At 74.0% G+C, this 23,779-nt stretch carries 23 protein-coding genes; 8 read left to right on the top strand and 15 right to left on the bottom strand.

Translation table 11 applies throughout. From position 1 onward, the window contains the following. The first annotated feature begins 86 nt into the window (after window positions 1-86). Window positions 87-1,193 carry a right-handed parallel beta-helix repeat-containing protein gene (locus tag ACWDR0_RS19015; RefSeq protein ID WP_456352847.1) on the top strand — a complete coding sequence of 369 codons (1,107 nt, stop codon included), beginning with the start codon at window positions 87-89 and terminating at the stop codon, window positions 1,191-1,193. 154 nt (window positions 1,194-1,347) lie between these two features. Further along, window positions 1,348-2,421: a methyltransferase gene (locus ACWDR0_RS19010; protein WP_456352846.1), complete on the top strand. Its 1,074-nt coding sequence runs from the start codon at window positions 1,348-1,350 to the stop codon at window positions 2,419-2,421. Between the two features lie 117 nt (window positions 2,422-2,538). On the opposite strand, the gene ACWDR0_RS19005 is transcribed toward ACWDR0_RS19010, so the two are convergent. The 7 genes from ACWDR0_RS19005 to ACWDR0_RS18975 all read right to left on the bottom strand — a co-directional run bounded on the left by ACWDR0_RS19005 (window position 2,539) and on the right by ACWDR0_RS18975 (window position 7,980). Beyond that, the gene (locus tag ACWDR0_RS19005) at window positions 2,539-2,919 is read right to left on the bottom strand and encodes a TcmI family type II polyketide cyclase (RefSeq protein ID WP_456352845.1); all 381 of its coding nucleotides are present in this window, start codon (window positions 2,917-2,919) and stop codon (window positions 2,539-2,541) included. Then, on the bottom strand, window positions 2,916-3,380 hold the full coding sequence (locus ACWDR0_RS19000; RefSeq protein WP_456352844.1) for an SRPBCC family protein: 465 nt from the start codon (window positions 3,378-3,380) through the stop codon (window positions 2,916-2,918). Before ACWDR0_RS19000 ends, ACWDR0_RS19005 begins: the two co-directional genes overlap by 4 nt. Before the next feature lies 1 nt (window position 3,381). Beyond that, on the bottom strand, window positions 3,382-3,639 hold the full coding sequence (locus ACWDR0_RS18995; protein ID WP_456352843.1) for an acyl carrier protein: 258 nt from the start codon (window positions 3,637-3,639) through the stop codon (window positions 3,382-3,384). 96 nt (window positions 3,640-3,735) lie between these two features. Beyond that, on the bottom strand, window positions 3,736-5,010 hold the full coding sequence (locus tag ACWDR0_RS18990; protein WP_456352842.1) for a beta-ketoacyl synthase N-terminal-like domain-containing protein: 1,275 nt from the start codon (window positions 5,008-5,010) through the stop codon (window positions 3,736-3,738). Further along, window positions 5,010-6,287 (bottom strand): beta-ketoacyl-[acyl-carrier-protein] synthase family protein, encoded by a 1,278-nt coding sequence (locus ACWDR0_RS18985; RefSeq protein WP_456352841.1) that lies wholly within the window; start codon window positions 6,285-6,287, stop codon window positions 5,010-5,012. Before ACWDR0_RS18985 ends, ACWDR0_RS18990 begins: the two co-directional genes overlap by 1 nt. Beyond that, window positions 6,284-6,721 (bottom strand): cupin domain-containing protein, encoded by a 438-nt coding sequence (locus ACWDR0_RS18980; RefSeq protein ID WP_456352840.1) that lies wholly within the window; start codon window positions 6,719-6,721, stop codon window positions 6,284-6,286. The genes ACWDR0_RS18985 and ACWDR0_RS18980 overlap by 4 nt, the downstream gene beginning before the upstream one ends. Before the next feature lie 113 nt (window positions 6,722-6,834). Next, a complete protein-coding gene (locus ACWDR0_RS18975; RefSeq protein ID WP_456352839.1) occupies window positions 6,835-7,980 on the bottom strand; it encodes a SchA/CurD-like domain-containing protein in 1,146 nt (381 codons plus the stop codon). 334 nt (window positions 7,981-8,314) lie between these two features. On the opposite strand from ACWDR0_RS18975, the gene ACWDR0_RS18970 reads away from it, so the two are divergent. Both ACWDR0_RS18970 and ACWDR0_RS18965 read left to right on the top strand, forming a co-directional pair. Then, window positions 8,315-10,102: an FAD-dependent oxidoreductase gene (locus tag ACWDR0_RS18970; RefSeq protein ID WP_456352857.1), complete on the top strand. Its 1,788-nt coding sequence runs from the start codon at window positions 8,315-8,317 to the stop codon at window positions 10,100-10,102. Between the two features lie 295 nt (window positions 10,103-10,397). After that, entirely contained in the window at window positions 10,398-13,040 is a 2,643-nt protein-coding gene (locus tag ACWDR0_RS18965) for a SpoIIE family protein phosphatase (RefSeq protein ID WP_456352856.1), read from the top strand. A gap of 109 nt (window positions 13,041-13,149) precedes the next feature. Here the strand turns inward: ACWDR0_RS18965 and ACWDR0_RS18960 are convergent, their stop codons facing one another. Continuing rightward, on the bottom strand, window positions 13,150-13,962 hold the full coding sequence (locus tag ACWDR0_RS18960; protein ID WP_456352838.1) for a DUF1775 domain-containing protein: 813 nt from the start codon (window positions 13,960-13,962) through the stop codon (window positions 13,150-13,152). Window positions 13,963-14,375: 413 nt separating this feature from the next. On the opposite strand from ACWDR0_RS18960, the gene ACWDR0_RS18955 reads away from it, so the two are divergent. Continuing rightward, the gene (locus tag ACWDR0_RS18955) at window positions 14,376-15,482 is read left to right on the top strand and encodes a serine hydrolase domain-containing protein (RefSeq protein WP_456352837.1); all 1,107 of its coding nucleotides are present in this window, start codon (window positions 14,376-14,378) and stop codon (window positions 15,480-15,482) included. A 45-nt stretch (window positions 15,483-15,527) separates the two neighbouring features. Here the strand turns inward: ACWDR0_RS18955 and ACWDR0_RS18950 are convergent, their stop codons facing one another. The 5 genes from ACWDR0_RS18950 to ACWDR0_RS18930 form a co-directional block, all read right to left on the bottom strand. After that, entirely contained in the window at window positions 15,528-16,658 is a 1,131-nt protein-coding gene (locus ACWDR0_RS18950; protein WP_456352836.1) for a hypothetical protein, read from the bottom strand. 595 nt (window positions 16,659-17,253) lie between these two features. Beyond that, a complete protein-coding gene (locus tag ACWDR0_RS18945; protein WP_456352835.1) occupies window positions 17,254-17,688 on the bottom strand; it encodes a hypothetical protein in 435 nt (144 codons plus the stop codon). Beyond that, window positions 17,685-18,191 carry a SigE family RNA polymerase sigma factor gene (locus ACWDR0_RS18940; protein WP_456352834.1) on the bottom strand — a complete coding sequence of 169 codons (507 nt, stop codon included), beginning with the start codon at window positions 18,189-18,191 and terminating at the stop codon, window positions 17,685-17,687. Before ACWDR0_RS18940 ends, ACWDR0_RS18945 begins: the two co-directional genes overlap by 4 nt. 85 nt (window positions 18,192-18,276) lie before the next feature. Then, a complete protein-coding gene (locus ACWDR0_RS18935) occupies window positions 18,277-18,849 on the bottom strand; it encodes an exonuclease (protein WP_456352833.1) in 573 nt (190 codons plus the stop codon). Between the two features lie 109 nt (window positions 18,850-18,958). Then, window positions 18,959-19,561, bottom strand: a complete 603-nt coding sequence (locus tag ACWDR0_RS18930; protein WP_456352832.1) for a histidine phosphatase family protein — start codon at window positions 19,559-19,561, stop codon at window positions 18,959-18,961. A 340-nt stretch (window positions 19,562-19,901) separates the two neighbouring features. Here ACWDR0_RS18930 and ACWDR0_RS18925 point away from each other — a divergent pair, with 340 nt between their 5' ends. The 3 genes from ACWDR0_RS18925 to ACWDR0_RS18915 all read left to right on the top strand — a co-directional run bounded on the left by ACWDR0_RS18925 (window position 19,902) and on the right by ACWDR0_RS18915 (window position 21,595). Further along, on the top strand, window positions 19,902-20,141 hold the full coding sequence (locus tag ACWDR0_RS18925) for a CbtB domain-containing protein (protein ID WP_456352831.1): 240 nt from the start codon (window positions 19,902-19,904) through the stop codon (window positions 20,139-20,141). A gap of 29 nt (window positions 20,142-20,170) precedes the next feature. Continuing rightward, window positions 20,171-20,959: a CbtA family protein gene (locus ACWDR0_RS18920; RefSeq protein WP_456352830.1), complete on the top strand. Its 789-nt coding sequence runs from the start codon at window positions 20,171-20,173 to the stop codon at window positions 20,957-20,959. A 246-nt stretch (window positions 20,960-21,205) separates the two neighbouring features. Then, complete coding sequence (locus ACWDR0_RS18915; RefSeq protein ID WP_456352829.1) at window positions 21,206-21,595, top strand: VOC family protein; 390 nt, start codon at window positions 21,206-21,208, stop codon at window positions 21,593-21,595. Here the strand turns inward: ACWDR0_RS18915 and ACWDR0_RS18910 are convergent. Together ACWDR0_RS18910 and ACWDR0_RS18905 are read right to left on the bottom strand one after the other, a co-directional pair. Next, complete coding sequence (locus ACWDR0_RS18910) at window positions 21,538-22,386, bottom strand: helix-turn-helix domain-containing protein (protein ID WP_456352855.1); 849 nt, start codon at window positions 22,384-22,386, stop codon at window positions 21,538-21,540. The two genes, ACWDR0_RS18915 and ACWDR0_RS18910, sit on opposite strands and share 58 nt — an antisense overlap. A gap of 19 nt (window positions 22,387-22,405) precedes the next feature. Beyond that, the gene (locus tag ACWDR0_RS18905) at window positions 22,406-23,767 is read right to left on the bottom strand and encodes a YihY/virulence factor BrkB family protein (RefSeq protein ID WP_456352828.1); all 1,362 of its coding nucleotides are present in this window, start codon (window positions 23,765-23,767) and stop codon (window positions 22,406-22,408) included. Between the last annotated feature and the right edge of the window lie 12 nt (window positions 23,768-23,779).

The following is a 23,779-nucleotide window of genomic DNA, read 5'->3' as shown; positions in this document are numbered from 1 at the left end:
CGGAAAACAACCCGGTCGCAGCAGAGGGCGAAGCCTTCGGGTGGTTCCGTGTGGCAGGGGCCGGGGAACGCCCCTAGCGTCACCGTATGACCAATCATCACAAAAACCACCATTCATACCGTCAGCACCGGCGACGCGCGGGTGCGCTGGCCGTCGCGGCCGCGGCGGTCGTCTCCGGGGTGGCCGCCGCCCCCGCGCACCACGGCGGCCGGCACACCGTGCACCCCGGGGAGTCCATCCAGGCGGCGGTGGACGCCGCGGCGCCGGGCGATGTGATCGTGGTCGCCCCGGGGACGTACCGCGAGAGCGTGGAGATCACCACCTCCGGCATCACCCTGCGCGGCGCGGGCCCCGGGACCGTGATCTCGCCCCCGGCCGCCGCGGAGACCACGGGCCGGGCGGCGAGCGCCTGCGCCACGGCGGGCAACGGCATCTGTGTGACCGGCACCGAGACCGCCGAGGTCACGGGCGTGACGATCCGCTCCCTGACGCTCTCCGGCTTCACCAAGGGTGGCCTCTGGGCCTCCCGTACCGACCGGCTGACCGTCCGGGAGGTGGTCGCCGAGAAGAACGGCACCTGGGGACTGGGCCAGGAGAAGTCCACCCGCGCCGTCTTCCGCGGCAACACCGCCCGGGAGAACAAGGACGCCGGCATCATGCTGACGAACATCGTCGGGCACGAGGCCGCGGCCAACGACAGCCTCGGGACGGTCGTCGCCGACAACACGCTCACCGACAACCGGCTCGGTGTGATGCTGAAGCGGATCAGGAACCTCTCCACCCACTCCAACGAGATCACCGGCAACTGCGCCGGGATCTTCGTGGTGAGCGACGAGTCCCGGCCGGGCTCGGGTGACATCACGATCCGCTCGAACACCATCCACGAGAACAACAAGTTCTGCGCGGCGACGCCCCGGCTGCCCGCCATCCAGGGCTCCGGAATCGTGCTCACCGGTTCGGACGCCACCGTCATCAGGGGCAACTCGGTCCGCGGCCACCAGAGCGACACCCTGCTGGCGGGCGGGATCGTGCTGGCCGAGAGCTATGTCGGGGCCGTGAACACCGCCAATGTCGTCGAGCACAACACGGTGACCGGCAATGTCGCCGCGGATCTCGTCGACCGGGGCAACGGCACGGGCAACACGTTCCGGAAGAACAACTGCGCCTCGTCCAAGCCCGCAGGGCTCTGCTGACCCGGCGGCACTCCCCCGCCCGGCCCCGCACCCGTACCGGTGGCGCCGGACCCGCCGCACCCCGTGCCGGGAGAGGCGGCCGGCCGCACCCGTCCCCGTACCGCCGAACCCGCCGCACCCCCGCGCCGGGAGAGCAGGAGAACGAGCGAACGCCATGACAACCCTCGGCACCAGACCCACCGCCACCCAGCTCGACGACGCCCGGGCGCTGCCGCCGCCGGCGATGCGGCTGCGCGAACTCGTCTTCGGGGCGGCCTGCGCCGCCGCCGTACGGGCCGCCGCCCGGCTCGGCGTCGCCGACGCCCTCGGTGACGCGCCCACCACGGTCGAGAAGCTCGCCGCCGTCGTCACCGCCGAGCCCAAGCCGCTGCGGCGGCTGCTGCGGGCCCTGTCGTGCTACGGCATCTTCGCCGAACGCCCCGACGGCACCTTCGTCCACACCGAGATGTCCCGGATGCTGCGCGAGGACGACCCGCAGTCGCTGAAGTACATCGCGCTGTGGTGCACCGAGCCCTGGACCTGGGCGGCCTGGCCGCACCTCGACGACGCGGTGCGCACCGGGGACAACGTCTTCGACGAGCTGTTCGGCAAGGGCTTCTTCGAGTACCTGCACCAGGACGCCCACGAGTCGGCCCATGTCTTCAACCGGGCCATGACCACCTCCAGCCGGCAGTCCGCGCTGGAAGTCGCCGATCTGCTCGATCTCACCGGGGTCTCCTCCGTCGTCGACATCGGCGGCGGCCAGGGGCATGTGCTGGCAAGCCTGCTGGAGAAGCACCCGCGGCTCCGGGGCACCCTGCTGGACCTGCCCGATGTGGTCGCCAAGGCCGACCCCCGGCTGCGGGAGGGCGGCGAGCTGGCGGACCGGGCGGACATCGTGCCCGGCGACTGCCGCCGGGAGATCCCGGTCTCGGCCGACCTCTACATCATCAAGAACATCCTGGAGTGGGACGACCACAGCACCCTGGCGACCCTGCGGAACGTGATCGCGGCGGCCCGGCCGGGCGCCCGGGTGGTGGTCATCGAGAACCTCGTCGACGACACCCCGTCCATGAAGTTCACCACCGCGATGGACCTGCTGCTGCTGATGAACGTGGGCGGCGCCAAGCACACCCGCGAGAGCATGGTGGAGCGGATCACCCAGGCCGGGCTGCCGGTCGGCGAGATCCGGCCGGTCAACGCCTATCTGCACGCCTTCGAGTCCGTCGTGCCCGAACACGCGGGATAGCGCGGGCACCCGCGCCGCCGGTCCGGCCGATCCCGGACCGGCGGCGCATACGCCACGGCCCCGGGAACCCCAACCTCCGGTTCCCGGGGCCGTACCGTGTCCGGCCGTGGACGGCCGTCAGCCGCGCTCCCACAGATAGAACTGGCGGGCCATCGCGTCCTTGGGCCCCCGCCAGGTCGCCGGGTCGTACGGGGAGACGTACGCCTGGAGCCGGTCGCTCAGCTCACGGAACTCCGGGTGCTCGGTGACCTTCGCGATCGCCGGTCCCGGCGGCCGGTCCGACTCGATCAGGTGCAGATAGAGATCGGGGCCGAACTGGAAGAGGCTGCGCCGGGTGACGCCCACCAGATGCGGCAGCTCGCCCCGGTCGGATTCGGCGAACAGCCCGGCGATCCCGTCCGCCGAGCCGGGCGCCATCCGCGCCACGATCAGCGCCCGGTGGACGGTGTCCGCGCCCGGCTCCGCCGCCGTACGGCGGGTACCGGTGTCCGCGCTCACCGCCGGGCCCCCGTCCGGGCGCGGGCCTCGATCTTGTCGCGGATCAGCGCCATCTGGATCTTGGAGTTGCGGTTGATGTTGTCGGTCATCCACTCGTCGTCGACGGGGGCGTCCGGCTTCATCGCGAAGTCCTGGCGCCAGTGCATCCGCGTGCCGCCGGGCACCTCGGTGTACTCCCACTCGATGTCCATGTGCTGGAACGGGCCGGTCTCCACCCGGCGGGCCCGCACCTGGCGGTTGGCCCGGTCGGGGGTGCGCTCGGAGACCCAGCTCCACACCTTGCCGTTCTCGTCCGGGTGCATGGTCAGCCGGAAGGTGGTGGTGTCGCCGGCCCGTTCGAGGATCTCGACCGAGGCGTACTCGCTGAACAGCTCCGGCCAGTTCTCCAGGTCGTTGGTGATGTCCCAGACGAGATCCAGGGGTGCGGCCACGGTGATCTCGTTCTCGGTGTGTCCGGGCACGTCAGGCTCCGCTCTTGAGAAGGGTGTCGTTGACGAGTGCGAGGAACTCGCGGGGGGTCTTGCAGCGCTCGGCGTCCTGCGGCATCGGCCGGCCGTAGTGGTTCTCCAGCGTGGCGACGATGCCGAGCAGGCCGAGCGAGTCGAGGCCGTAGTCCTCGAACGGGGTGTCGGGCGCGCCGGCGAAGGCGGCCGGGTCGACGTTCACACCGGCGTTCTTGCGCATCAGCTCGGCCAGTGCGCCGGAGGTCAGGCTGTCCATGGGGTCTGCTCCTTCGTACGGTTGAGGGGTTTCCGGTGGTTCGGGGCCGGTGGTACGCGGGCCGGGGTCAGCGGGCCGGTGGTCCCGGGCCGGTGGTCACTCCGGGGCCGCGCTGCGCAGCACCAGCGCCGCGTTCGACCCCATCAGGCCCCGGCTGAGCACCAGCGCCGTCCGGAGCGGTGTCCGCCGCGCCTTGCCGGTGACGACGTCGATGTCGTGGCAGACGTCGAAGACGTTCGGGGTCGGCGGTACGAGTCCGTGCTCCATGGCCAGCACGGCGGCGGCCGCGTCCAGCACCGGGCCGCCGCAGTAGGCCCGCCCGATGCCGGTCTTGGGCGCGGTCACCGGCACCCGGGTGCCGTGGCCGCCCAGCGCGTCGGCGATCGCGAGGGCCTCCGCCCGGTCGGCCTCGGGGGTGCCCAGCGCATCGGCGAAGACCACGTCGATCTCCTCCGGGGCGCTGCCCGCGGCCTCCAGCGCGCCCCGGATCGCCCGGGCCAGCCCCTCCCGGGAGTCCGCCCAGCGGCCCGGTCCGGTGAAGGTCGCGGCGTGCCCGGCGATATACGCCCGGGGCCGCACCCCGCGGCGCAGCGCCGCGTTCTCCTCCTCGACGACCAGCATCGCGCCGCCCTCGGCGGGGGCGAAGCCGCAGGCGTCCGCGGTGAAGGGCCGGTAGGCGCGCTCCGGGTCGTCGGCCCGGCTCAGGTCCTCGTAGCCGAGCTGGCAGACCACCGAGTAGGGCGCGAGGGGCGCCTCCGCCGAGCCGACGACGACGGCGTCGGTGCCGCGGGCGACGGCTCCGGCGGCATGGGCCAGGGCGTCGAGGCCGCCGGCCTCGTCGCTGCAGACCACTCCGCAGGGGCCCTTGAAGCCGCCGCGGATGGAGATCTGGCCGGTGCTGGCCGCGTAGAACCAGGCGATCGACTGGTAGGGGCCGACGAAGCGGGAGCCGCGGCCCCACAGCTGCTGGAGTTCGCGCTGGCCGAACTCGCCGCCGCCGGAGCCGGACGCGGTGACCACGCCGACGCCGAAGGGGAACTTCTCGTAGTCGGCGCGGCCCAGCCGGGCATCGGCGAGGGCGAGATCCGCGGCGGCCATCCCGAAGTGGGTGAAACGGTCGGTCTGGACCAGGAAGCGGTCCTCGACCATGGCGCCGGGCTCGAAGTCGCGGACCTCGCCGCCGACCCGCAGCGGCAGTTGTTCGCAGCCCTCGCGGGTCACCCGGTCGATGACGCTGATGCCCTCCTGGGTGGACTTCCAGAAGACGTCGGCGCCGATGCCGTTGGGGGCCACGACCCCGATACCGGTGACCACGGTCCGGCGCTCCGGTGTCCGGCCGCGGCGGTGCGCCGGTCTGCTCGCGCTGCCCATCAGGTCCTCCCACTGGTCCGGCCGGCGGGCCGGTTCATGACGACCGCGGACTGGAACCCGCCGAAGCCGCTGCCGACGGAGAGCACGGTGCGCAGCTTCCGGGAGCGGGCGGTGCGGGGCACGTAGTCCAGGTCGCACTCGGGGTCGGGGGTGTCGTAGTTGGCCGTCGGCGGTACGACCTGGCGGTCCATCGCGAGGACACAGGCGACCAGCTCTATCGCGCCGATCGCGCCGAGGGAGTGGCCCACCATGGATTTGATGGAGCTCATCGGCGTCCGGTAGGCGTGGTCGCCGAGCGACCGTTTGACGGCGGCCGTCTCGTGGCGGTCGTTCTGCTTGGTGCCGGAGCCGTGCGCGTTGACGTAGTCGACGGCGGTCCGGTCGATCCGGGCGTGGTCCAGGGCGTGGTCGATGGCGCGGGCCATCTCCAGTCCCTCGGGGGTGAGCCCGGTCATGTGGTAGGCGTTGCCGAAGGTGGCGTATCCGCCGATCTCGCAGTAGACGCGGGCACCGCGGGCCCTGGCGTGTTCCAGCTCCTCCAGGACGAGGACCGCGCCGCCCTCCCCCATGACGAATCCGTCGCGGTCGGCGTCGAAGGGGCGCGACGCGTGCTCGGGGTCGTCGTTGTTGGGCGAGGTCGCCTTGATGGCGTCGAAGCAGGCGACGGTGATCGGGGATATCGGGGAGTCCGAGGCGCCCGCGACGACGATGTCGGCGCGGCCGTCCTCGATGGCCTGGAAGGCGTAGCCGACGGCGTCGAGACCGGAGGTGCAGCCCGTGGAGACGGTCTGGACCGGCCCCTTGGCGCCGCACTGTTCGGCGACGGCGGAGGCGAGGGTGCTGGGGGAGAACGCCCGGTGGAGATGGGGTGCGGCGGGCCGGTGGTCGACGGCCCAGCGGTTCCCGGAGGCGGAGACGGCGACGTAGTCGTGTTCCAGCCGGGTGGTGCCGCCCACGGCGCTGCCGAGGAAGACACCGGTCCGCCAGGGGTCGTCGCGGTCGGGGTCGAGCCCCGCGTCGCGTATCGCCTCGGCGGCCGCGACCAGCGCGAACTGGATGTAGCGGTCCTGCCGTTCGGTGTCGTCCCGGCTCAGGCCGTGGGCCTCGGGCTCGAAGTCGACCTCGGCGGCGATCCGGGAGCGGAACCCGGCCGGGTCGAAGAGGGTGATGCCGCGGGTCGCGGTGCGCCCGTTCGCGAGCAGGTCCCAGAACGCCGGGGCGCCGACCCCGCCGGGGGCGACCACGCCGACCCCGGTGACCGCCACCCGCCGGGTCATGAGACGGCTCCGGACCGTTCCGGCGGGCCGCCCGCGGGGGTGGCCGCCGGATTGACCTCGGTGTCGACATGGCCCAGTTCGGGGCGGGGCGCGAGCGGGCCGAGGTGGAAGACCAGCCGGGCCTCGACATTGCCGACGTTGCGGAAGCGGTGCCGCATGTTCTTGGGGATGTGGAGCCCCTGGTCGGGCCGGAGGGGGTGCGGTTCGCCGTCCAGGTCGACTTCGAGGAGGCCGTTCACGACGAACACGAACTCCTCGGAGTACGGGTGGTAGTGCTCGGCGATGAATTCGCCCGGCAGCACGATGCCGAGGCCCATGAAGCCGCTTGTGGCCCCCACCGCGGTGGGGGTGAGCATGGCGCGCAGATCGCCGCCGCGACGGGTGTTGGGCTGCGTCTCGCTGAGGTCCACGATGCGTTGGCTGTGCGTGGTCATGCTGGCTTCCTCCAGACGTGGGCGCCGGTCCGGGCGCGCGGGGCCCGGGGGCCGGTGCGCGCCGCCCGGGCCGGCCCCGGGCGTTGCGTTGCGGGTGGTGCGGTCGCGGCGGGTCAGCTCTCGTCCGGGGCGAACCGGTCGGTGATGAGCTGCATATCGGCGCGGGTGACGAAGCTGGCGACGCCCGGGTCCCCTTCGGCGACGTCGGCCGCGGTGTGCGGCAGTTCGCCGCCGTCGGCGAGGAGCTTGGCGAGGGTCGCGGTCTTGCGGGCGCCCTGGACGCCGAGGGCGAGGACGGTGTGGTCCGCGATCGGGCCGCTGACGTCGATCAGCCGGACGACGATGTCGTCGCGGTGGAAGACGGTGGACGAGACGATCGGGTCCCGGTCGTGGGCGGCGGCCTCCTCGTCCTGCTGGGCGAGGAGCCGGGCGACGGCCAGTCCGCAGCCCTCCTTGGCCTGGTAGAAGAGGGCGTGCCGGTTGACTTCGCCGGGCGGGCGGCCCTCCGCGGAGACATGGTGGACGGCGGGCAGGGCCGCGCGGGTGAAGAAGACCCGGGCGGAGTTGGCGTCGTCGAGGTCCCGGTCCTGCTCCAGATAGGGGTTGATGGCCTCCTCCACGGCCCGTACCTCGGGCTGCTTGGCCACGTGCCGCAGTGCGGCCATCAGATCGCCCTGGACCTCGATGGCCCGTACGACCCGGTTGCCGTGCATGAAGAGGGAGGTGCGGCGGAGCCGGGTGTGGTCGTCGACCCGGGCGGCGGGCGAGCTGTAGCCGGCCAGGATCTTGGCGACGGTCTGTTCACTGCCCGGCTTCACGGTGAAGGTGAGGGCGTGGCGTACGACGCCGTCGCCGACCCGGACGGACGCCCGGGCGTCAGCGGGCCTGCGCAGCTGCTCGGGGCTGATGCTGAAGGCCTGTCCGGTCTCGCGCAGCACATTGAACTTCAGCGACCGGGTGTCGCGGACGCAGCTGTGCAGCGGCTGGACGGTCTGGACGTGCTCCTCGCTGTTCACCCAGGCCAGGAAGGGCGGGGCGCTCTCCCATTCGCTGGTGATCAGCCACTGGGAGGGGTTCTCGATGGACTGGCAGAGCTGGTCGCTGATGTGGCCGGGGACCGAGGCCACGCTGTTGCGCATGTGCTCGTACGCCTCCAGGAACTCCTTCTGGGCTCCTTCGTAGAGGTCGAGCAGGAGGATCACGCGGAGCCGGGAGCCGTCGAAGACGGACTGCGATATGCGTTCCGACAGGGTGGTCATCGGTGTTCACACTCCTTCGCGACCACGCCCGCCGGTCGCGTGGCGGTCGCCCGCCGCTCCGTCGTCACGTCCGTCGCCTGTACCTGTGCTGATGTTCCGTTTCCGGGGGCCGTACGGGTGTTCCCGCGGCCCTCGGGGGGCGGCCGGCGGGGCGGGCGGTCCGGGCGGGGGCCCGGTCGCCCGGCCGCACGGGCCGGTCCCTCGGGGGCGCGGGGCGCTCCCGTGATCCGATCGTGGTCGTGCCGCGCAAGTGGCGCGAGAGATGGGCACCATGCGGGTGAATGGGCGGGGGAACCGTTCCTGCACCGGGCACAGAGAAGCCATGGACGAGCCCATGAAGCACTCCGCGACCGCAACCGCCGCACAGCTTGCCGGGGCCCCCGCGCTCCGGGTCCCGGTCCTTGTCGTGGGCGGGTCCCTGGTGGGCCTGTCCACCTCGCTGTTCCTCAGCCGCCACGGCATTCCGCATCTGCTCGTCGAGAAACACTCGGGCACCTCGGCGCATCCGCGCGGGCGGGGCATGAACCTCCGCACCATGGAGCTGTTCCGGGTGGCCGGGGTGGAGGCGGCGATCCGGGAGGCGTCGGCGGTCCTGGCGGGCAACCACGGGATCCTCCAGGCGCGGCAGCTCGCCGGGGACGACGGCGAGTGGCTGTTCCGGGAGATCGACCCGGGGGGCGGACACCGGGTGGTCAGCCCCGGCGGCTGGTGTCTGTGCAGCCAGAACGACATCGAGCCGGTCCTCGACGCCCGCTCCCGCGAGTACGGGGCGGATCTGCGCTTCGACCATGAGCTGATCTCGTTCGAGCAGGACGAGGAGGGGGTGACCGGCCTGGTCGGGAACCGTGTCACCGGGGAGCGGTTCACCGTACGGGCGGACTATCTGGTCGCGGCGGACGGCCCGCGCAGCCCGGTGCGGGAGGCCCTGGGCATCGGCCAGAGCGGCAACGGCGAGCTGTTCCACAACGTGAGCGTCACCTTCACCTCGCACGGGCTGGCCGAGGTGGTGGGCGACCGCCGGTTCATCGTCTGCTATCTGAACAGCCCGGGGGCGGACGGCGCGCTGCTGCCGGTGAACAACCGGGAGCTGTGGGTCTTCCACGCGCCCTGGCATCCGGAGGTCGGCGAACCGCTGGAGGCCTTCACCGACGACCGCTGCCGGGACCACATCAGGGCCGCGATCGGCGCGCCCGGTCTGGATGTGGTGATCACCGGGAAGGCGCCGTGGCATGCGGCGGAGCGGGTCGCCGAGCGCTATTCGTCCGGACGGGTGTTCCTGGCGGGCGACTCGGCGCACGAGATGTCCCCCACGGGCGCCTTCGGCTCCAATACCGGAATCCAGGACGCGCACAACCTGGCGTGGAAGCTGGCCGCGGTGCTCAAGGGCTGGGCGGGTCCGGGCCTGCTGGAGACCTACGGCACCGAGCGGCTGCCGGTCGCCCGCGCCACCAGCGCCCGGGCGTCCGCCCGCTCGGCGGAGCACAGCCACCCCGGGTACGAGCCGTCGCCCTCGGTGGGCAGCCGCCGGGGCGACGTCCTCACGGTGGCGATGGGGTACGCCTATCCGCGCGGCGCGGTCGCGGGCGCCGACCCGGAGGCCCCGGTGGTCCCGCACGCGATGCGGATCACGGGCGCCCCGGGCACCCGGGCCCCGCATCTGTGGGTCACCCGGGCGGGCGAGCGGATCTCGACGATCGACCTCTACGAGCGGGTGCCGGTGCTGCTGTGCGCCGAGGGCTCGGTCTGGCGGGAGGTGGCACAGCAGGACGCGGCCCGGCTGTCGGTGCCGCTGGAGGTGTTCACCTTCGGCCGGGGCCCGGACGCCGATCTGGTGCCGGAGGAGGGCGCGGACTGGTCGGTGGCGCACGGGGTGGCTCCCGGGGGCGCACTGCTGGTGCGGCCGGACGGATTTGTGGCGTGGCGGGCCGAGGGGCCGCTGCCGGCCCCGGGCGCGGCGGTCGCCGAGGCGCTGACGACGGTCCTGAGCCTGGACACCCGCAGCGCCGACCAGGAGGCCCGGATGCTGGACGGGGCGGACCGCCCCGCGGCCCCGTTCGCCGCTCCGGAGAGCCGCGACCCGGGCCCGGCGCAGACGGAGGACCCCAGCCCGTCGGGCGTCTGACGGTCCGGTCCCGGGCCGGTGCGCCGGGGGCGCGGGGCCCGGGGCCTGCCCCGGGCCCCGTCACGGCGGCCCGGGACGGCCCGGCCGCGTACGGCCCACGCAGTGTGCGCCGGTCCATGCGCGTGGTGCCCCGGAACGGCCCGCGCCACCGCATCGCGCGCTCTGTCGTGCGCGGATAGCTAGCCGTATCCGACGGGTGTAGAAAGAGGACATGACCGCACGCTCCGGTCGCCTGCTCCGCCGTCTGCGCGCGCTCCGGCGCCCGCGTACGCGCCGGGCGCAGGGACCGCTCGACATGCGCAGCGTCGCGGGGCAGGTCTTCCTCCTCCAGGTCGTCATCGTGGTGCTGCTGGTGGCCGCCGGGATGGTCGCGCTCGTGCTCCAGTCGCATTCGGACAGCGAGCGGGAGGCCACCCGGCGTTCTCTTGCCGTGGCCGAGACCTTCGCGAACGCCCCGGGTATGGAGGCCGCGCTGAAGAGCCCGGACCCCTCCGCGGTGCTCCAGCCGAAGGCCGAGGCGGCCCGCAAGCTGTCGGGGGTGGACTTCGTGGTGGTCCTGGACCCGGCGGGCAAGCGGCTCACCGCACCCGAGCCCGGTCTGATCGGCAAGCAGTTCTACGGCGACACCACGCCCGCGCTGCGCGGCGGCATCGTCGAGGAGCAGGTGGGCGGCCCGCTCGGCCCCCTGGTGCAGGCCACGGTGCCGGTGCACGCGGCGGACGGTTCGATCATCGGTCTGGTGTCGGCAGGCGTGACACTGGAACGTGTGAGCGGGGTCGTCGAGGAGCAGTTCCCGCTGCTGTTCGGGGTGGCCGCGGGCGTTCTGCTGCTCGGCACCGTCGGCACGGCCCTGGTGACCGGGCGCCTGCGGCGCCAGACCCATGGGCTGGGTCCCGAGGAGATGACCCGGATGTACGAACACCACGACGCGGTCCTGCATGCCGTGCGGGAGGGCGTGCTGATCCTGGACGGGGAGCGGCGGCTGCTGCTCGCCAACGACGAGGCTCGCCGGCTGCTGGGGCTGCCCGCCCATGTCGAGGGCCGCACGGTCGACGAGCTGGGCCTCGATCCGCATACGGCGAAACTGCTGTTGTCGGGCCGGATCGCCAGCGACGAGGTGTACCGGGTGGGACGGCGGCTGCTGGCCGTGAACCAGCGCGCGACCGACCAGGACGGCGGGCCCGCGGGTACGGTCGCCACCATCCGGGACACCACCGAGCTGGCGGCGCTCAGCGGCCGGGTGGACGTGGCCCAGCAGCGGCTGCGGCTGCTGTACGACGCGGGCGAGAAGATCGGCACCACCCTGGACGTGGTCCGTACCTGCGAGGAGCTGGCGGAGTTCGCCGCCGCCCGGTTCGCCGACTACGCGACGGTGGATCTGGTGGAGGCGGTGCTGCGCGGCGAGGAGCCGACGGCCACCGGCGCGGGCGCGGATATGCGGCGGACCGCGTTCAGCGGGCCGAGCACCGATACGGCGCTGTTCGCGCTGGGCACCACGATCCGGTTTCTGCCGACCACCCCGATGGGGGCCGGCCTGGGCAAGGGCGAGGGTGTCCTCGAAGCCGACCTGGGTGCCTACACCGGCTGGGAGCAGCAGTCGCAGTCACGGGCCCGCAGGCTGGTCGAGGCGGGTTTCCATTCGATGATCGCGGTCCCGCTGCGGGCCCGCGGTGTGATTCTGGGGGTGGCGATGTTCTGGCGTTCCGACCGTCCGGAGCCCTTCGACGAGGAGGACCGCTCGCTGGCGGAGGAGCTGGTGGCGCGGGCCGCCGTCAGTGTCGACAACGCCCGCCGCTACTCCCGGGAGCACACCATGGCGGTGACCCTCCAGCGGAGTCTGCTGCCGCGCGGGCTGCCGGAGCAGAGCGCGCTGGAGACGGCGTTCCGCTACCGTCCGGCGCAGGCGGGCCTGGGCGGGCTGGGCGGGGTCGGCGGCGACTGGTTCGACATCATCGCGCTGCCCGGCTCCCGGGTGGCCCTGGTGGTGGGGGACGTCGTCGGTCACGGGCTGCACGCCGCCGCGACCATGGGCCGGCTGCGGACGGCGGTGCACAACTTCTCCACCCTGGACCTGCCGCCGGACGAGCTGCTCTGGCATCTGGACGAGCTGGTGGTCCGGATCGACCAGGAGGACAGCGGCGCGGAGGGCGCGGAGGCGGGCGTCACCGGCGCCACCTGTCTGATCGCGATCTACGATCCGGCGACCGGTGTGTGCACGATGGCCCGGGCGGGCCATGTCCAGCCGGTGGTCGTCCACCCGGACGGTACGGCCGCGTTCGCGAACGTGCCCGGCGGTCCGCCGCTGGGCCTGGGCGGGCTGCCGTTCGAGACCCTCCAGCTGCGGCTGCCCGAGGGCAGCACCCTGGTCCTCTACACGGACGGTCTGGTCGAGGACCGCGACCGGGACATGGACGACGGGCTGATGCTGCTGCGCGACACCCTCTCCGGGCATCCCGGACGGAACCCGGACGAGACCTGCGACGCGGTGCTGCGGGCCCTGCTGCCGGAGAATCCGCGCGACGACATCGCGCTGCTGGTGGGGCGTACCAGAGTGCTGGACACCTCGCGGGTCGCCGAGTGGGAGGTGCCGTCCGACCCCTCGGCGGTCGCCGATGTCCGGGCCCGGGTGGCGGGCACCCTCAAGGAGTGGGACCTGGAGGACGAGGCGTTCACCACGGAGCTGATCCTGAGCGAGCTGGTGACCAACGCCATCCGCTACGCGGCGGGGCCGATCCGGGTACGGCTCATCCGCGACCGGGCGCTGATCTGCGAGGTCTCCGACCACAGCAGCACCTCGCCGCATCTGCGCCAGGCGGCGAGCACGGACGAGGGCGGCCGGGGGCTGTTCCTGGTGGCCCAGTTCGCCGACCGCTGGGGTACCCGCTACACCCCGGACGGCAAGGTCATCTGGACGGAACAGCCCCTGGCCGGGCGGTAACCGGCCGGGCGGGTACCGGCAAGGAGGGCAGGGGCGGCCGCGGGGAGCCGGGCGGCGGGACGCGCCGCCCGGCACCGAGCCCGGGTCAGGGGCCGGGTCCGCCGCCGAGTCAGGCGCCCGCCGAGCGGCGCCGGTACGCCACGAATCCCACCACGGCGAGCAGCAGGCCGGCCGCCACCGCACCGCCGATGAGCAGTCCGTTGCCGCCGTCGTCACCGCCGTCGCCGGCGGACTCCGCCGCGGGCGGGGTCTCGGCGCCGGTGGGCTGCTCGGAGGGGAACAGCGACGCCGACGCGGTGGGTGCGTCCGCCGCCGGGGCCGAGGGCTTGGGATCGGCGGGCTTCGGGTCCGTGGAGGGCGCGGCGGTCGGGATCAGGGCGGGGTCGATGGGGACCTTGACCGCGCCGGCCGCCTTGGGCTTCAGCTTCAGGACCGGCGCCGGATTCTCCGGGGTGCCGCCCGCGCCCCGCTCCTCCACCCAGCGGGCGACCGAGCCGTCGCTGTAGGTCTCGACAACGCGGAACACCAGCTCCTTCGCGTCGGGGAGCTGCTGGACGGCGATGCTGTGCACGGCGTCCGTGCCGGTGGCCAGGGGGGCGCCGGCAAGGGTGTAGCCGCCCGGCGAGTGGGTGAACTGCCAGCCCTTCGGGGCCTTGGTGAGCCGGACCGCGGCGGGCGACAGCCCCTGGGGCAGCACGATCTGGAGCTTGGCGATGCCCGCCTTCTCCGATTCGGCCTCGGAGGTGAAGGTCACCGTCACATTCCTGGCGAGGGCGCGCGGGTCGGATGCGCTCACCCCGGCATGCGCGGCGGCGGGCTGGGCGGCCCCGGCCACCAGGGCCAGGCCGCAGACGATCGCGGCGGGGACGGTGGCGCGGGCCGGGAGCCGGGAGGGGCGGAGCCGGCGGGGGGCGGTGGTCATGGTTCTCCTCCGAATGCCGTCGTGGGGGGTGGTGACGCCGTCGAGGGGTGCCCGTCGTCGCTGTCGGGCCCTGGATTCTGCCGGGAAGTGCCGTGGTGCCGGGGGGTGCGGGGAGGTGCCGGGCGGTGCGGGGGTACGGGGGTACGGGGAGGTGCCGGGCGGTGCGGGAGGTTCCGGTCGGAGCGGACGGGCGGACGGGCGGGGTACAGGCGTGCGAGAGGTGCCGGGGACATCATTCCCGACCGGGCCCGCCCGCGCGGGCGTTTGGCCGGGTGAGCGATCAACGACCGGACCGGGTCGGCTCGTTCCCGTCGGTTGCGGGGTATCGAATCCTGGTCGCGCAATACCCCCGTGGGGTATAGTGAATTCTCCTTATCTCAACACCCCCCTGGGGTATAGGGAGTTGTTCTGTCATGGTCGCCACGGGGATCGGCGGTTTCGCCGGCGAGCAGTACGCATCCGTCCGCCGGGTCTTCGAGGAGCTGGTCGGCGACGGCCGCGAGTCCGGCGCCGGGCTCTCGGTCTGGCGCGCCGGAGAGGAGGTCGTCCGGCTCTCCGGGGGCTTCGCGGACAGCGGCCGCACCCGCCCCTTCACCGCGGACACCCTGGTCCAGCCCTACTCGCTGTCGAAACCGTTCGCCGCCCTCACCGCACTGGCCGCGGTCGGCGCGGGCGCGCTGGAGCTGGACCGCCCGATCGGCTCGTACTGGCCGGAGTACGGCCGGGCCGGCAAGGAACGGACCACCCTGCGCCAGGTGCTGACGCATACGGCGGGACAGCCGCGGTTCCCCGCGGCGGCGGCGGGAACCGATCCGCTGGACGATACGGCGCTGCGGGCGAGCCTGGCGGCCGCACCGCCCGAGTACGAACCCGGTACTGCCGTCGGCGAGCACGCGCTGACGTACGGGCATCTGATCGACGGCGCCCTGCGGGCGGGCGCGGGCACCACGCTCGGCGAACTGTTCAACGGCGTGGTGCGCCCGCGGCTCGGGCTCGACGCCTGGTTCGGCGTCCCGGAGGAACAGCTGGCACGGGTCGCCGATCTGGAGCATGCCGATTCCGGGTGGGCCGGACAGCTGCCCGCCGCGCCCTGGCTGCGGATCCCCGCGGGCCCGCTGGACCCGGCGACGGTCAACTCGGCCGCGTGGCGCCGTTCGGTGTTCGGCGCGGTGAACCTCCACACCACCGCGCCGTCCACGGCCCGGTTCTTCGCCGGGCTGACGGACGAGGCCGGGGCGGTGGCGGAGCTGCTGGGGCCCGAGGTGCACCGGGAGTTCCTCGCACCGCAGGTCACCGGCCACGACGAGGTGTTCGGCACCGAGCTGACCTGGACCCTGGGCCTGTTGCGGGACCGGACGAAGATCGCCAAGGGCGGGATCGGCGGCTCGGCCGCCTGGTGGTCCGCGGAGCGCGGACACGGCGTGGCGTATCTGACCCGCCGGATGGCCGACCACGCACGGGTGGCGGCGGTCGCGGCGGCCCTGGGGGACGATCTGTCGGTGACCCCGCTGGAGAGCTGACGGCCCCGCTCCCCGGTCCGGGGGCGGGAGTGCGGGGGCCGGTGCTCAGATGGCGTACCGCCAGACCGTGAGCATATGGGCGCCGTACCAGCAGCCGAAGAGCGTGGCCGCGGCCAGGACGGCGACGGCGGTACGGGTACGGGCCCGGCCCAGCGCCACCGCGAACGGCAGCAGGAACACCAGCGCGGGCACCAGCAGCCGCAGCTTGGAGTGGTAGTAGTTGCTCTGCCCCAGGGTCAGGACCAGCATCACGGTCCCGTAGACCAGCAGTGGCGGCCAGCTGCCCCGCCGCCAGGCGAGTGCCGTCGCGCCGACCGCCACCAGCAGCAGGACGGCCGTACTCACCGGCACCCAGCCGTCGCCGTGCTCCCAGGCGTACCCCAGGAAGGAGAGGAACGCGGCGCCGTTGTCCCAGCGCGTCCCCCAGCCGGCCTCCTGAATCACGAACCAGGCGTTCAGCTGACCGGACCGCCAGCCCACCCAGAGCAGATACGCGGGCGTCCCGGCGCAGGCCAGCAGGATGGCGGCGAGGGGACGGGCCGAGGTGGTGTCGGCGCGCCGCATCGCCGCCACGGCGGCCACCGCGAGCGCCACCGCGACCGCGAAGGCGGCGGGCCGGGTGAGCCCCGCCAGCAGTCCGAAGACCCCCGCGGTGAGCCATGCCTCCCGGTGCGCGGCCAGCAGCGCGGCGGCCGCCAGCGCGAGGAACAGCGACTCGCTGTACCCCATCAGGAAGGTGACGGCCATCGGCTGCGCCCCGGCGAGCAGCACGATCCCCGCGAGGGCAGCGCGCGGCCCGTGGAGCCGGGTCAGCAGGGCGTGTACGGCAAACAGGGCGCCCAGCAGCGCGAGGTGCGCCAGCACGATCGCGACCCCGCCCGCGTCGTGGCCGGTGAGCCCGGCCACCGCCCGTATCAGCAGCGGATAGAGCGGGAAGAAGGCGAGGTTGTTGCCGGTCGGCTCGCCGTCGTCGCCGTAACTGAGGCCCGGCGGATAGCCCTCGGTCGCTATGTCGGTGTAGAGGGCCGCGTCCCAGGAGAGCAGCCGGTCCCGCAGGGACCAGCCCGACGGCAGCATCGCGGTGAGGACCAGCAGATGGACGAGCGCGTTCAGCGCGCCGACCGCGAGCACGGGCGCGACGGCACGGCGGGCGTCCCAGTGATGGACCCGCGGCACGGTCCCGGCACCGCGGCACCCGCGCCGGGCCCCGCCCCCGGCGGCGTCCCGGAGGGCCCTGAGCCCACCGCGCCGCGCGGGCACCGGACACGCCGGCAGGGGACCCCCGGCGGACGGTCGGGCGTCGGTGGTCAGGGTCGGTTCGGCCATCGGGCTCCTTGCACGGTCGGATGGTACTCACCGCCCATACGCATGTTCGTCACCAGTAGGTTGACAAGGTGTGACCCGAATCACCGAAACCGGACGGCCGGGGCCGCGGGCGGAGCGGAGCGGGGCAGGGTCCTGGGGCCGGAGCCGGGAGCGCCGTGGGCCTCGGGTCTGGGGCCTTGTGCCCGGGGCGTCCCGCCGGACCGACGGCGCCCGGCCCACACGCTCTCCCCCGGGTGCGCCGCGGGTACAGGTGGGGGGGTATCCCCAGAGCGCCCGGCGGGGCTCGGCGCGGGGCGCGTACGCTCACCCCGGCACCCCACGGGCGGCGGATGACCGCCGTACCAGGGGAGACCGTTTGCCGACTGCGGCCCGTCCGCGGCTTGTCGCGCAGTTCCCCGCGCCCCTCAAGACACTCCCCCCGCACGCAGCGGCGTGGGGGCCGCCCTCAGGGGCCCGGGGTCGCCGGAGGCAGGCTCGGGGTCGCGGGTGGGGGCGGGGGGCCGCCGGGGAGGGGGGTCGTGGCCGTCGGACTGTGCTGCGGGGCGTCCGTGGCGGGCGGCGGGCCCGGGAGCGTTGCCGCCGGAGTCGCCGGCCCGGTGGGCAGCGGTCCCGGGACCGCGGATGCCGTGTCCCCGGACGGACCGGCGGGCGTGACCGGCACCGGGCCGGGGCCGGTGCCGCCGCCGGTGAGCACCAGTGCCGCCAGGGCCGTCGCCGCGCCCAGCACGCCCGCACCCGCCACGGCCAGCGTCCGCCGCCTCCCCCGGGCCCGGGCCCGCCCGGCGATGACGCCCGCGCCGACCGGCCGCACCCGTCCGGCGGCCCGGGCGGCCGCGGTCCGCAGCTGGTCCGCCACCCGTTCCTCGTGGTCGGTCGTCACAGCCGTCCCCCGTCCGTCGTCCGTACCCGGCCGTGCTGGTCGAGCAGGCCCGCGAGTCTGGCCCGCGCCCTGAAGAGGTGCGTCTTCACCGTCCCCGCCGACAGACGGGTCTCGGCGGCTATCTGTTCCACCGGCAGGTCGCAGACGTAGTAGAGGGCGGCGCACTGCCGCTGCCGGGCCGGCATACCGCGCAGCGCCCGCTCCAGATCGACCGCCCCCGGGCCGGGACCCTCGCTGACCTCGGGATCGGCCCGCCGCCGCCAGGCCTGGCGGCCGCGGACCATCCGCCGCCACCGGCTGACCGCGAGCCGCCAGGCGACGGTCCGCACCCATGCCTCGGGGCCGAGGTCGTTCTCCAGACGGCGGCGGTGGCCCCAGGCCCGTACGAAGGCCTCCTGCACCACGTCCTGCGCCTCGTGGAAGTCGCCGGTCATGACGTAGAGCTGGCCGGTGAGGCGGTGGACGGAGCGGGTGTAGAAGTCCGCGAACTCCTCCTCGGTCACACGTCAGCGCTCCTCACCGGCCCAGGGGTACCCACCGACCGTACGGGGTGGCCCGTGCGCGGTCCCGGCCGGGGCAGCCGTCCCCCTACTCCCCCGCCGGGCGGTCCAGCTTCAGTACGGCGTCGAAGACGGCGGCCAGCTCGGCGGCGTCCTCCCCGGCGTGGTGGGTGTGCGGCAGGTCCTTCAGCCCGGTCGCCGCCTTGACGGCGCTCTTGTGGGAGCGGCGCCACTCGCAGCCGGTACGGCCCATCCAGTAGCTGCGCAGGTCGATTCCGGAGCCGGTGGCGCCGAAGGGGCTCCGCCCGGTGAACCGTACGAAGTACCAGTGGACGAACATGCCGTCCCAGACGGCGGGCGCGGCGAGGAAGACCGGCCGGCCGATTTTCCGCAGCCGGTCGACCCACCGGGCGGCCCGCTCCATGGCGGCCTCCGGCGGCGGGGCCCCGCGCAGCAACCGGTCCCGGTCGAGGCCGGAGACGGCGAGTGCCTCGGGTACGAAATCGTCCGAGATGGGCCGCAGTTCGGTGTAGAAGGACAGGTCGGGGCGGCCGGCGACGGACATCCCGAGGGAGAGCATGCTGTACGGCCCGGGAATGGGGCCGTCGGCCTCGACATCCACGGCGATGTACAGCTCGGGCAGAGGGGTCGGTTCGCTCACGACGGGCAGCGTAGAGCCGGTCCGCCCGCCCCGCCAGGGATTTCGGCGGCACCCGGGCCCGCGGCCGGCCCCCCGGCGAGCCTCGCCGGGGCCGGCCCGGACGGCCGCCTCACAGCGGCGGCTCTGCTGCCGGCCCGGCCGTCAGCGGCAGCCCCAGGCGGAGGTTCCAGCGGTGCTCGCGGCCCGAGAGTCCGGTGACGGTGAGCGGCGGGACGTCCAGCCGCCAGAACGCCTCCGGGGGCAGCGCCAGGGCGTGCACCACGGCGGCCCGGACCACGGCGGGTTCGGCGATCACGAGGATCCGCTCCGGGGGCCGCCCGCAGAGCCCGGTGAGCCAGCCCCCGACCCGGTCCAGCAGCGCCAGCAGGGACTCGCCGCCGTGCGGCGCGGCGGCCGGGTCGGTCAGCCAGGCGCCGACCGCCTCGGGCTCGGTACCGGTCAGCTCGCCCAGGCCGCGCCCTTCCCAGCGGCCCAGGTCCCAGTCGGCGACGGCGGGTTCGGCAGGGTGTTCCGTACCGAGGCCGAGGGCGTCGGCGGTCTCCCGGCAGCGCCGCGAGGGCGCGGTGAGCACCCGTCCGGCGCGCGGCACCCCGGCCGCCGCGGCCCGCGCCGCCGTCCGGCCCGGCTCGTCCAGCGGAGCCGTCGAGTCGAACCGTACGGCGCGGACCGCGGCCGTCGTGGCCGCGGTGAGCAGCAGCACCCGTGTGGTCATTCCCGCCCCGACTCCCGTCCCGCGTCGTCCGGTTCCCCGTCCCGACTCCCGTTCCCCGCCGTCCGGTTCACCGCCCGGCGCGACCCCCGCGCGCCGGAGGTCGCCGCGCCCGGCCCCCGTACCCAAGCACAGGTTCCGGCCGTACGGGTCGGATACGCGCCATGGCGGCGGGCCCGCGCAAGCGGTACGGTCGCGTGGACATGACGAGGATGTGACGGAAGTCCGGTGTGAATCCGGCACGGTCGCGCCACTGTGTACCCGTATCTCCGCGGGAAGTCAGACCCAGCACCTTCGTCTCAGGCACCACGACCGGGACGCGTTGTTCCCTCTGGAGGTTGTCATGGCCCAGTCGGCCGTACCCGCCGCCCCCGTTCCCTCCGCACCGGCCGCCGCGCCGGAGGTCCTCGCGCCCATCTCTCTCAAGGAGATAGCGCCCTGGGCCGTGTTCGGCGGGATCCTGATGCTGCTCCTGCTCTACTTCGTCGGCGCCGAGCAGGGCGCCGTCGCCGTACTCTCCGGCGAGACCGTGCACGAATGGGTGCACGACGGCCGTCATCTGCTCGGCTTCCCGTGCCACTGACCCCGGTCCCGGCCGGAGAGAGAGCACGGATGAACACGAGTCACCCCACCCCCGCCACCACCGGCCCCGCCACCGTGCGGGCCCTGCTGGTCCGGGGCATGCTGGCCGGTCTGATCGCCGGGATCTTCGCCCTGGCCGTGGCGTACTTCCTCGGCGAGGGGCCGGTGGACGCGGCCATCGCCTTCGAGGAGGCGGGCGACCACGGCCACCACGAGGGCGGCGAGGAACTCGTCAGCCGGGCCGTCCAGTCCACGGCCGGGCTGGCCACCGGCGTCCTCGTCTACGGTGTGGCCGTCGGCGGGATCGCGGCCCTGGCCTACTGCGTCGCGCTCGGCCGCGCCGGGCGGTTCGGGCCGCGTGCCACGGCCCTGCTGGTGGCGGGCGGCGCGCTGGTCAGCGGCTATGTCGTCCCGTATCTCAAATATCCGCCCAACCCGCCCGCGGTCGGCGACCCGGACACCATCGGGCAGCGCACCGCGCTGTACTTCCTGCTGGTGCTGGCGAGCGTGCTGCTGACGGTGGCGGCCGTGATCGTCGGCCGGAGGCTGGCGGAACGCCTGGGCAACTGGAACGCCACCGTGGCCGCGGTCGCGGGGTTCGTCCTGGTGGTGGCGGTCGGTTTCGCCTTCCTGCCCTCGTACGACGAGGTGCCGAAGGGCTTCCCGGCGGCCGTGCTCTGGGAGTTCAGGCTGGCGACGCTCGCCGTGCAGACGGCCCTGTGGGCGGCGTTCGGCCTGGTCTTCGGGCAGTTGGCGGAGAAGCTGCTGACGCCCGGGGCGACGGCGGCGGCCCGGCCGGTGGCGGCGACCACCGGCTGAGCCCGCGCGCAGACCGTGACGGCCGGACCGCGTGCGGATACGCGGTCCGGCCGCCGCCGCGTCCGTACCGCTGTCTGTACGGAGCCCTCGTACATGACCGCCCGTACAGGGCCGTTCGTACAAGGACCGCCCGTACCCGGGCCGCACATCCGTCCCGCACCGCCGTCCGGACCCGGCCCCGCCTCCGGCCGGGTGGCGCGCCGATTTCTTCAAGACCGGATGCCCGGTCCCGCATAGCGTGACGGCATGACAGCACGTTTCGACGCCATCAGCCTCGTCGTCTCCGACATGGCCGCTTCCCTCGCCTTCTACCGCCTGCTCGGCGTGGACGTCCCCGCCGCCGCGCCCGACGCTCCTCATGTGGAGGCGGTCCTCCCGTCCGGGCTGCGGGTCCTGTGGGACACGGAGGAGGTCATCCGTTCGTACGACCCGTCCTGGACCCGCCCGAGCGGCGGCGAGCGGATCGGGCTCGCCTTCCGCTGCGAGAGCCCGGCCTCGGTGGACAAGCTTCACGACGCACTGGTCGCCGCGGGCCACCCCAGCCATCTCGCTCCGTGGGACGCGGTGTGGGGACAGCGCTACGCGGTCGTGCTGGACCCCGACGGCATGGGCGTCTCCCTCTTCGCCGACGCCTGACCACCCGTCCGGCGGTACGCGCCGGGCGTCATTCCCGTGAGCGTCCGCATCTCCCGGGAGAAGTGGGCCTGGTCGGCGTAGCCCGCCGCCGCGGCGACCGCCGCGTACGGCGCGCCCCGGGCGGTCAGGGCGAGAGCCCGCCGGAGCCGGAGTACCCGGGCCAGGGTCTTGGGCCCGTAGCCGAAGCCGTCGAGTGACCTGCGGTGCAGGGCGCGCGGGCCGAGGCCCACGTCCGCCGCCGCCGCGGCCACCGGTGCGCCCGCCGCCAGCAGCCCCGCCACCCGGGTCAGCAGGGGATCCGGGCGTACCCCGTCGGCGGCCCGGCGGCCGGCCGTCTCCAGTGCCACGGCCTCCAGCGCGGCCACCGGGTCGGCGGCCGCGTCGACGCGTTCGGTGAGCCGGGCGGCCGCCGCCGTACCCCAGAGGTCGGCCAGGTCCACCCGCAGATCGCGCAGTTCGTGTGCGGGGACCCCGAGGACGGCGGGCGCGGTGCCGGGGGCGAACCGTATCCCCGCGAACCGGTCCCCCGCCCCGCCCTGCGCCGGATGGGCCCGGGTGTCGGGGCCCGCGACAAACAGTCTGCCCGGGGTCCACAGAAGGTCCATGCACCCGTCGGGCAGCACCGGGCGGGGCGCCGCGCCCGGTCCCGGAGTCAGGGACCGCCCCGGTCCCGGAGTCTTCGTCCAGACGACCGCCCCGGGGAGCGCCGAAGCGCGTTCTGTGTACTCGGGGGACCCGGGGGACCCGGAGAACTCGGCGGACTCGGCGGACTCGGCGGACTCGGGCGGCACGGCGGACACCTGCCCGAGGCTACCGCCGGTCGCCGTACGGCGGTTCGGTGCCGTCGCCGCGGGCTGTGTCCGCGGCCGGCGGACGCTCCGGCCGGGCCGGGTAGGGCCGCCCCGCGGGATACGGCGGCCGGCCGGGGTACGGCGGGCGCTCCGGATACGGGGGCCGCCCGGGGTGCGCCGGGCGCTCCCCGGGATACGGCGGCCCGGCCTTCGGCTCCGCCGCCCCCGGCCCGCCGCCCTGCTGCGGCTTGGTGTGCAGCCGGGCCCGCAGATCGTCCGGCGGCAGAAAGCGGGACCAGCGCTCCGGGAACTCCGACGGCATGTCCCCGGACCCGCCGTCGGCGTCGTCGGCGTCGTCGTCGTCGGCGAAACCGGAGTCGTACATCCGGGCGGCCTGGGCCCTGGCCAGCACCTCCACGGCCTGCGCCTCGCGCAGCCGGTCGTTCGCGGCGCGGGCGGCGGCGGTGGCGACGGACGGCCAGACCCGGTCGATGGCCGCGTTGACGGCCGCGCCGACCAGCACGGCGAAGGCCGAGACCCCGATCCACAGCAGGACGGCGATGGGCGCGGCCAGCGATCCGTAGATGGTCGGGCCCTCGACCGTACTGGTGATGTAGACCCGCAGCAGGGCGCTGCCCGCCACACCCATACCGAGGGCGACCAGCGCGCCGGGCACATCCTCGATCCACGGGGAGCGGACCGGTACGGAGACGTGGTACAGCGTCGTCAGGAAGGCGACGCTGAGCAGAATCACCACCGGCCAGTAAAGGATCATGACCAGGGTGGTGCCCCAGGGCACCAGCTCGACCACCCGGTCCGGGCCGACGGCCGCGAGCGGCAGCACCACCGCCCCGATGACCAGGGCGACGAGATACAGCAGAAAGGCCAGCAGCCGGGTCGCGACGATGCCGCGGTGGCCGTCCAGGCCGTACATCACGGTGATCGTGTCGATGAACACGTTCACCGCGCGCGAGCCCGACCAGAGGGCGATCGCGAACCCCAGGGAGATCAGATCGGGCCGGCCGCCGTGGGTGACGTCGGCCAGCAGGGGTTTGGCGATCTCGTTGACGCCGCGCTCCGAGAGCACGGTCCCCACCGCGTTGAGGATGTTCTTCTCGATGGACGCGACGGTGGTGGTGTCGGTCCACGAGTCGATGTACCCCAGAAGGCCGAGGAGCCCGAGCATCAGGGGCGGCAGCGACAGCAGGGTGAAGAACGCCGCCTCCGCCGCCAGCCCGAGGATCCGGTACTCGATGCACGAGTTGACGGTGTCCTTCAGCAGCAGCCAGACCATCTTCCGCTTGGAGACGTTGCGGTAGAGGACCCGGGCGCGATGGAGCCGCCCCGAATGCCGTTCGGGTGTTTCATTTGCTGCCTGCACCTCCTTACCGTA

The sequence above is a fragment of the Streptomyces sp. NPDC003691 genome (assembly GCF_053981115.1).
This window is presented reverse-complemented; position numbering and strand designations above follow the sequence as displayed.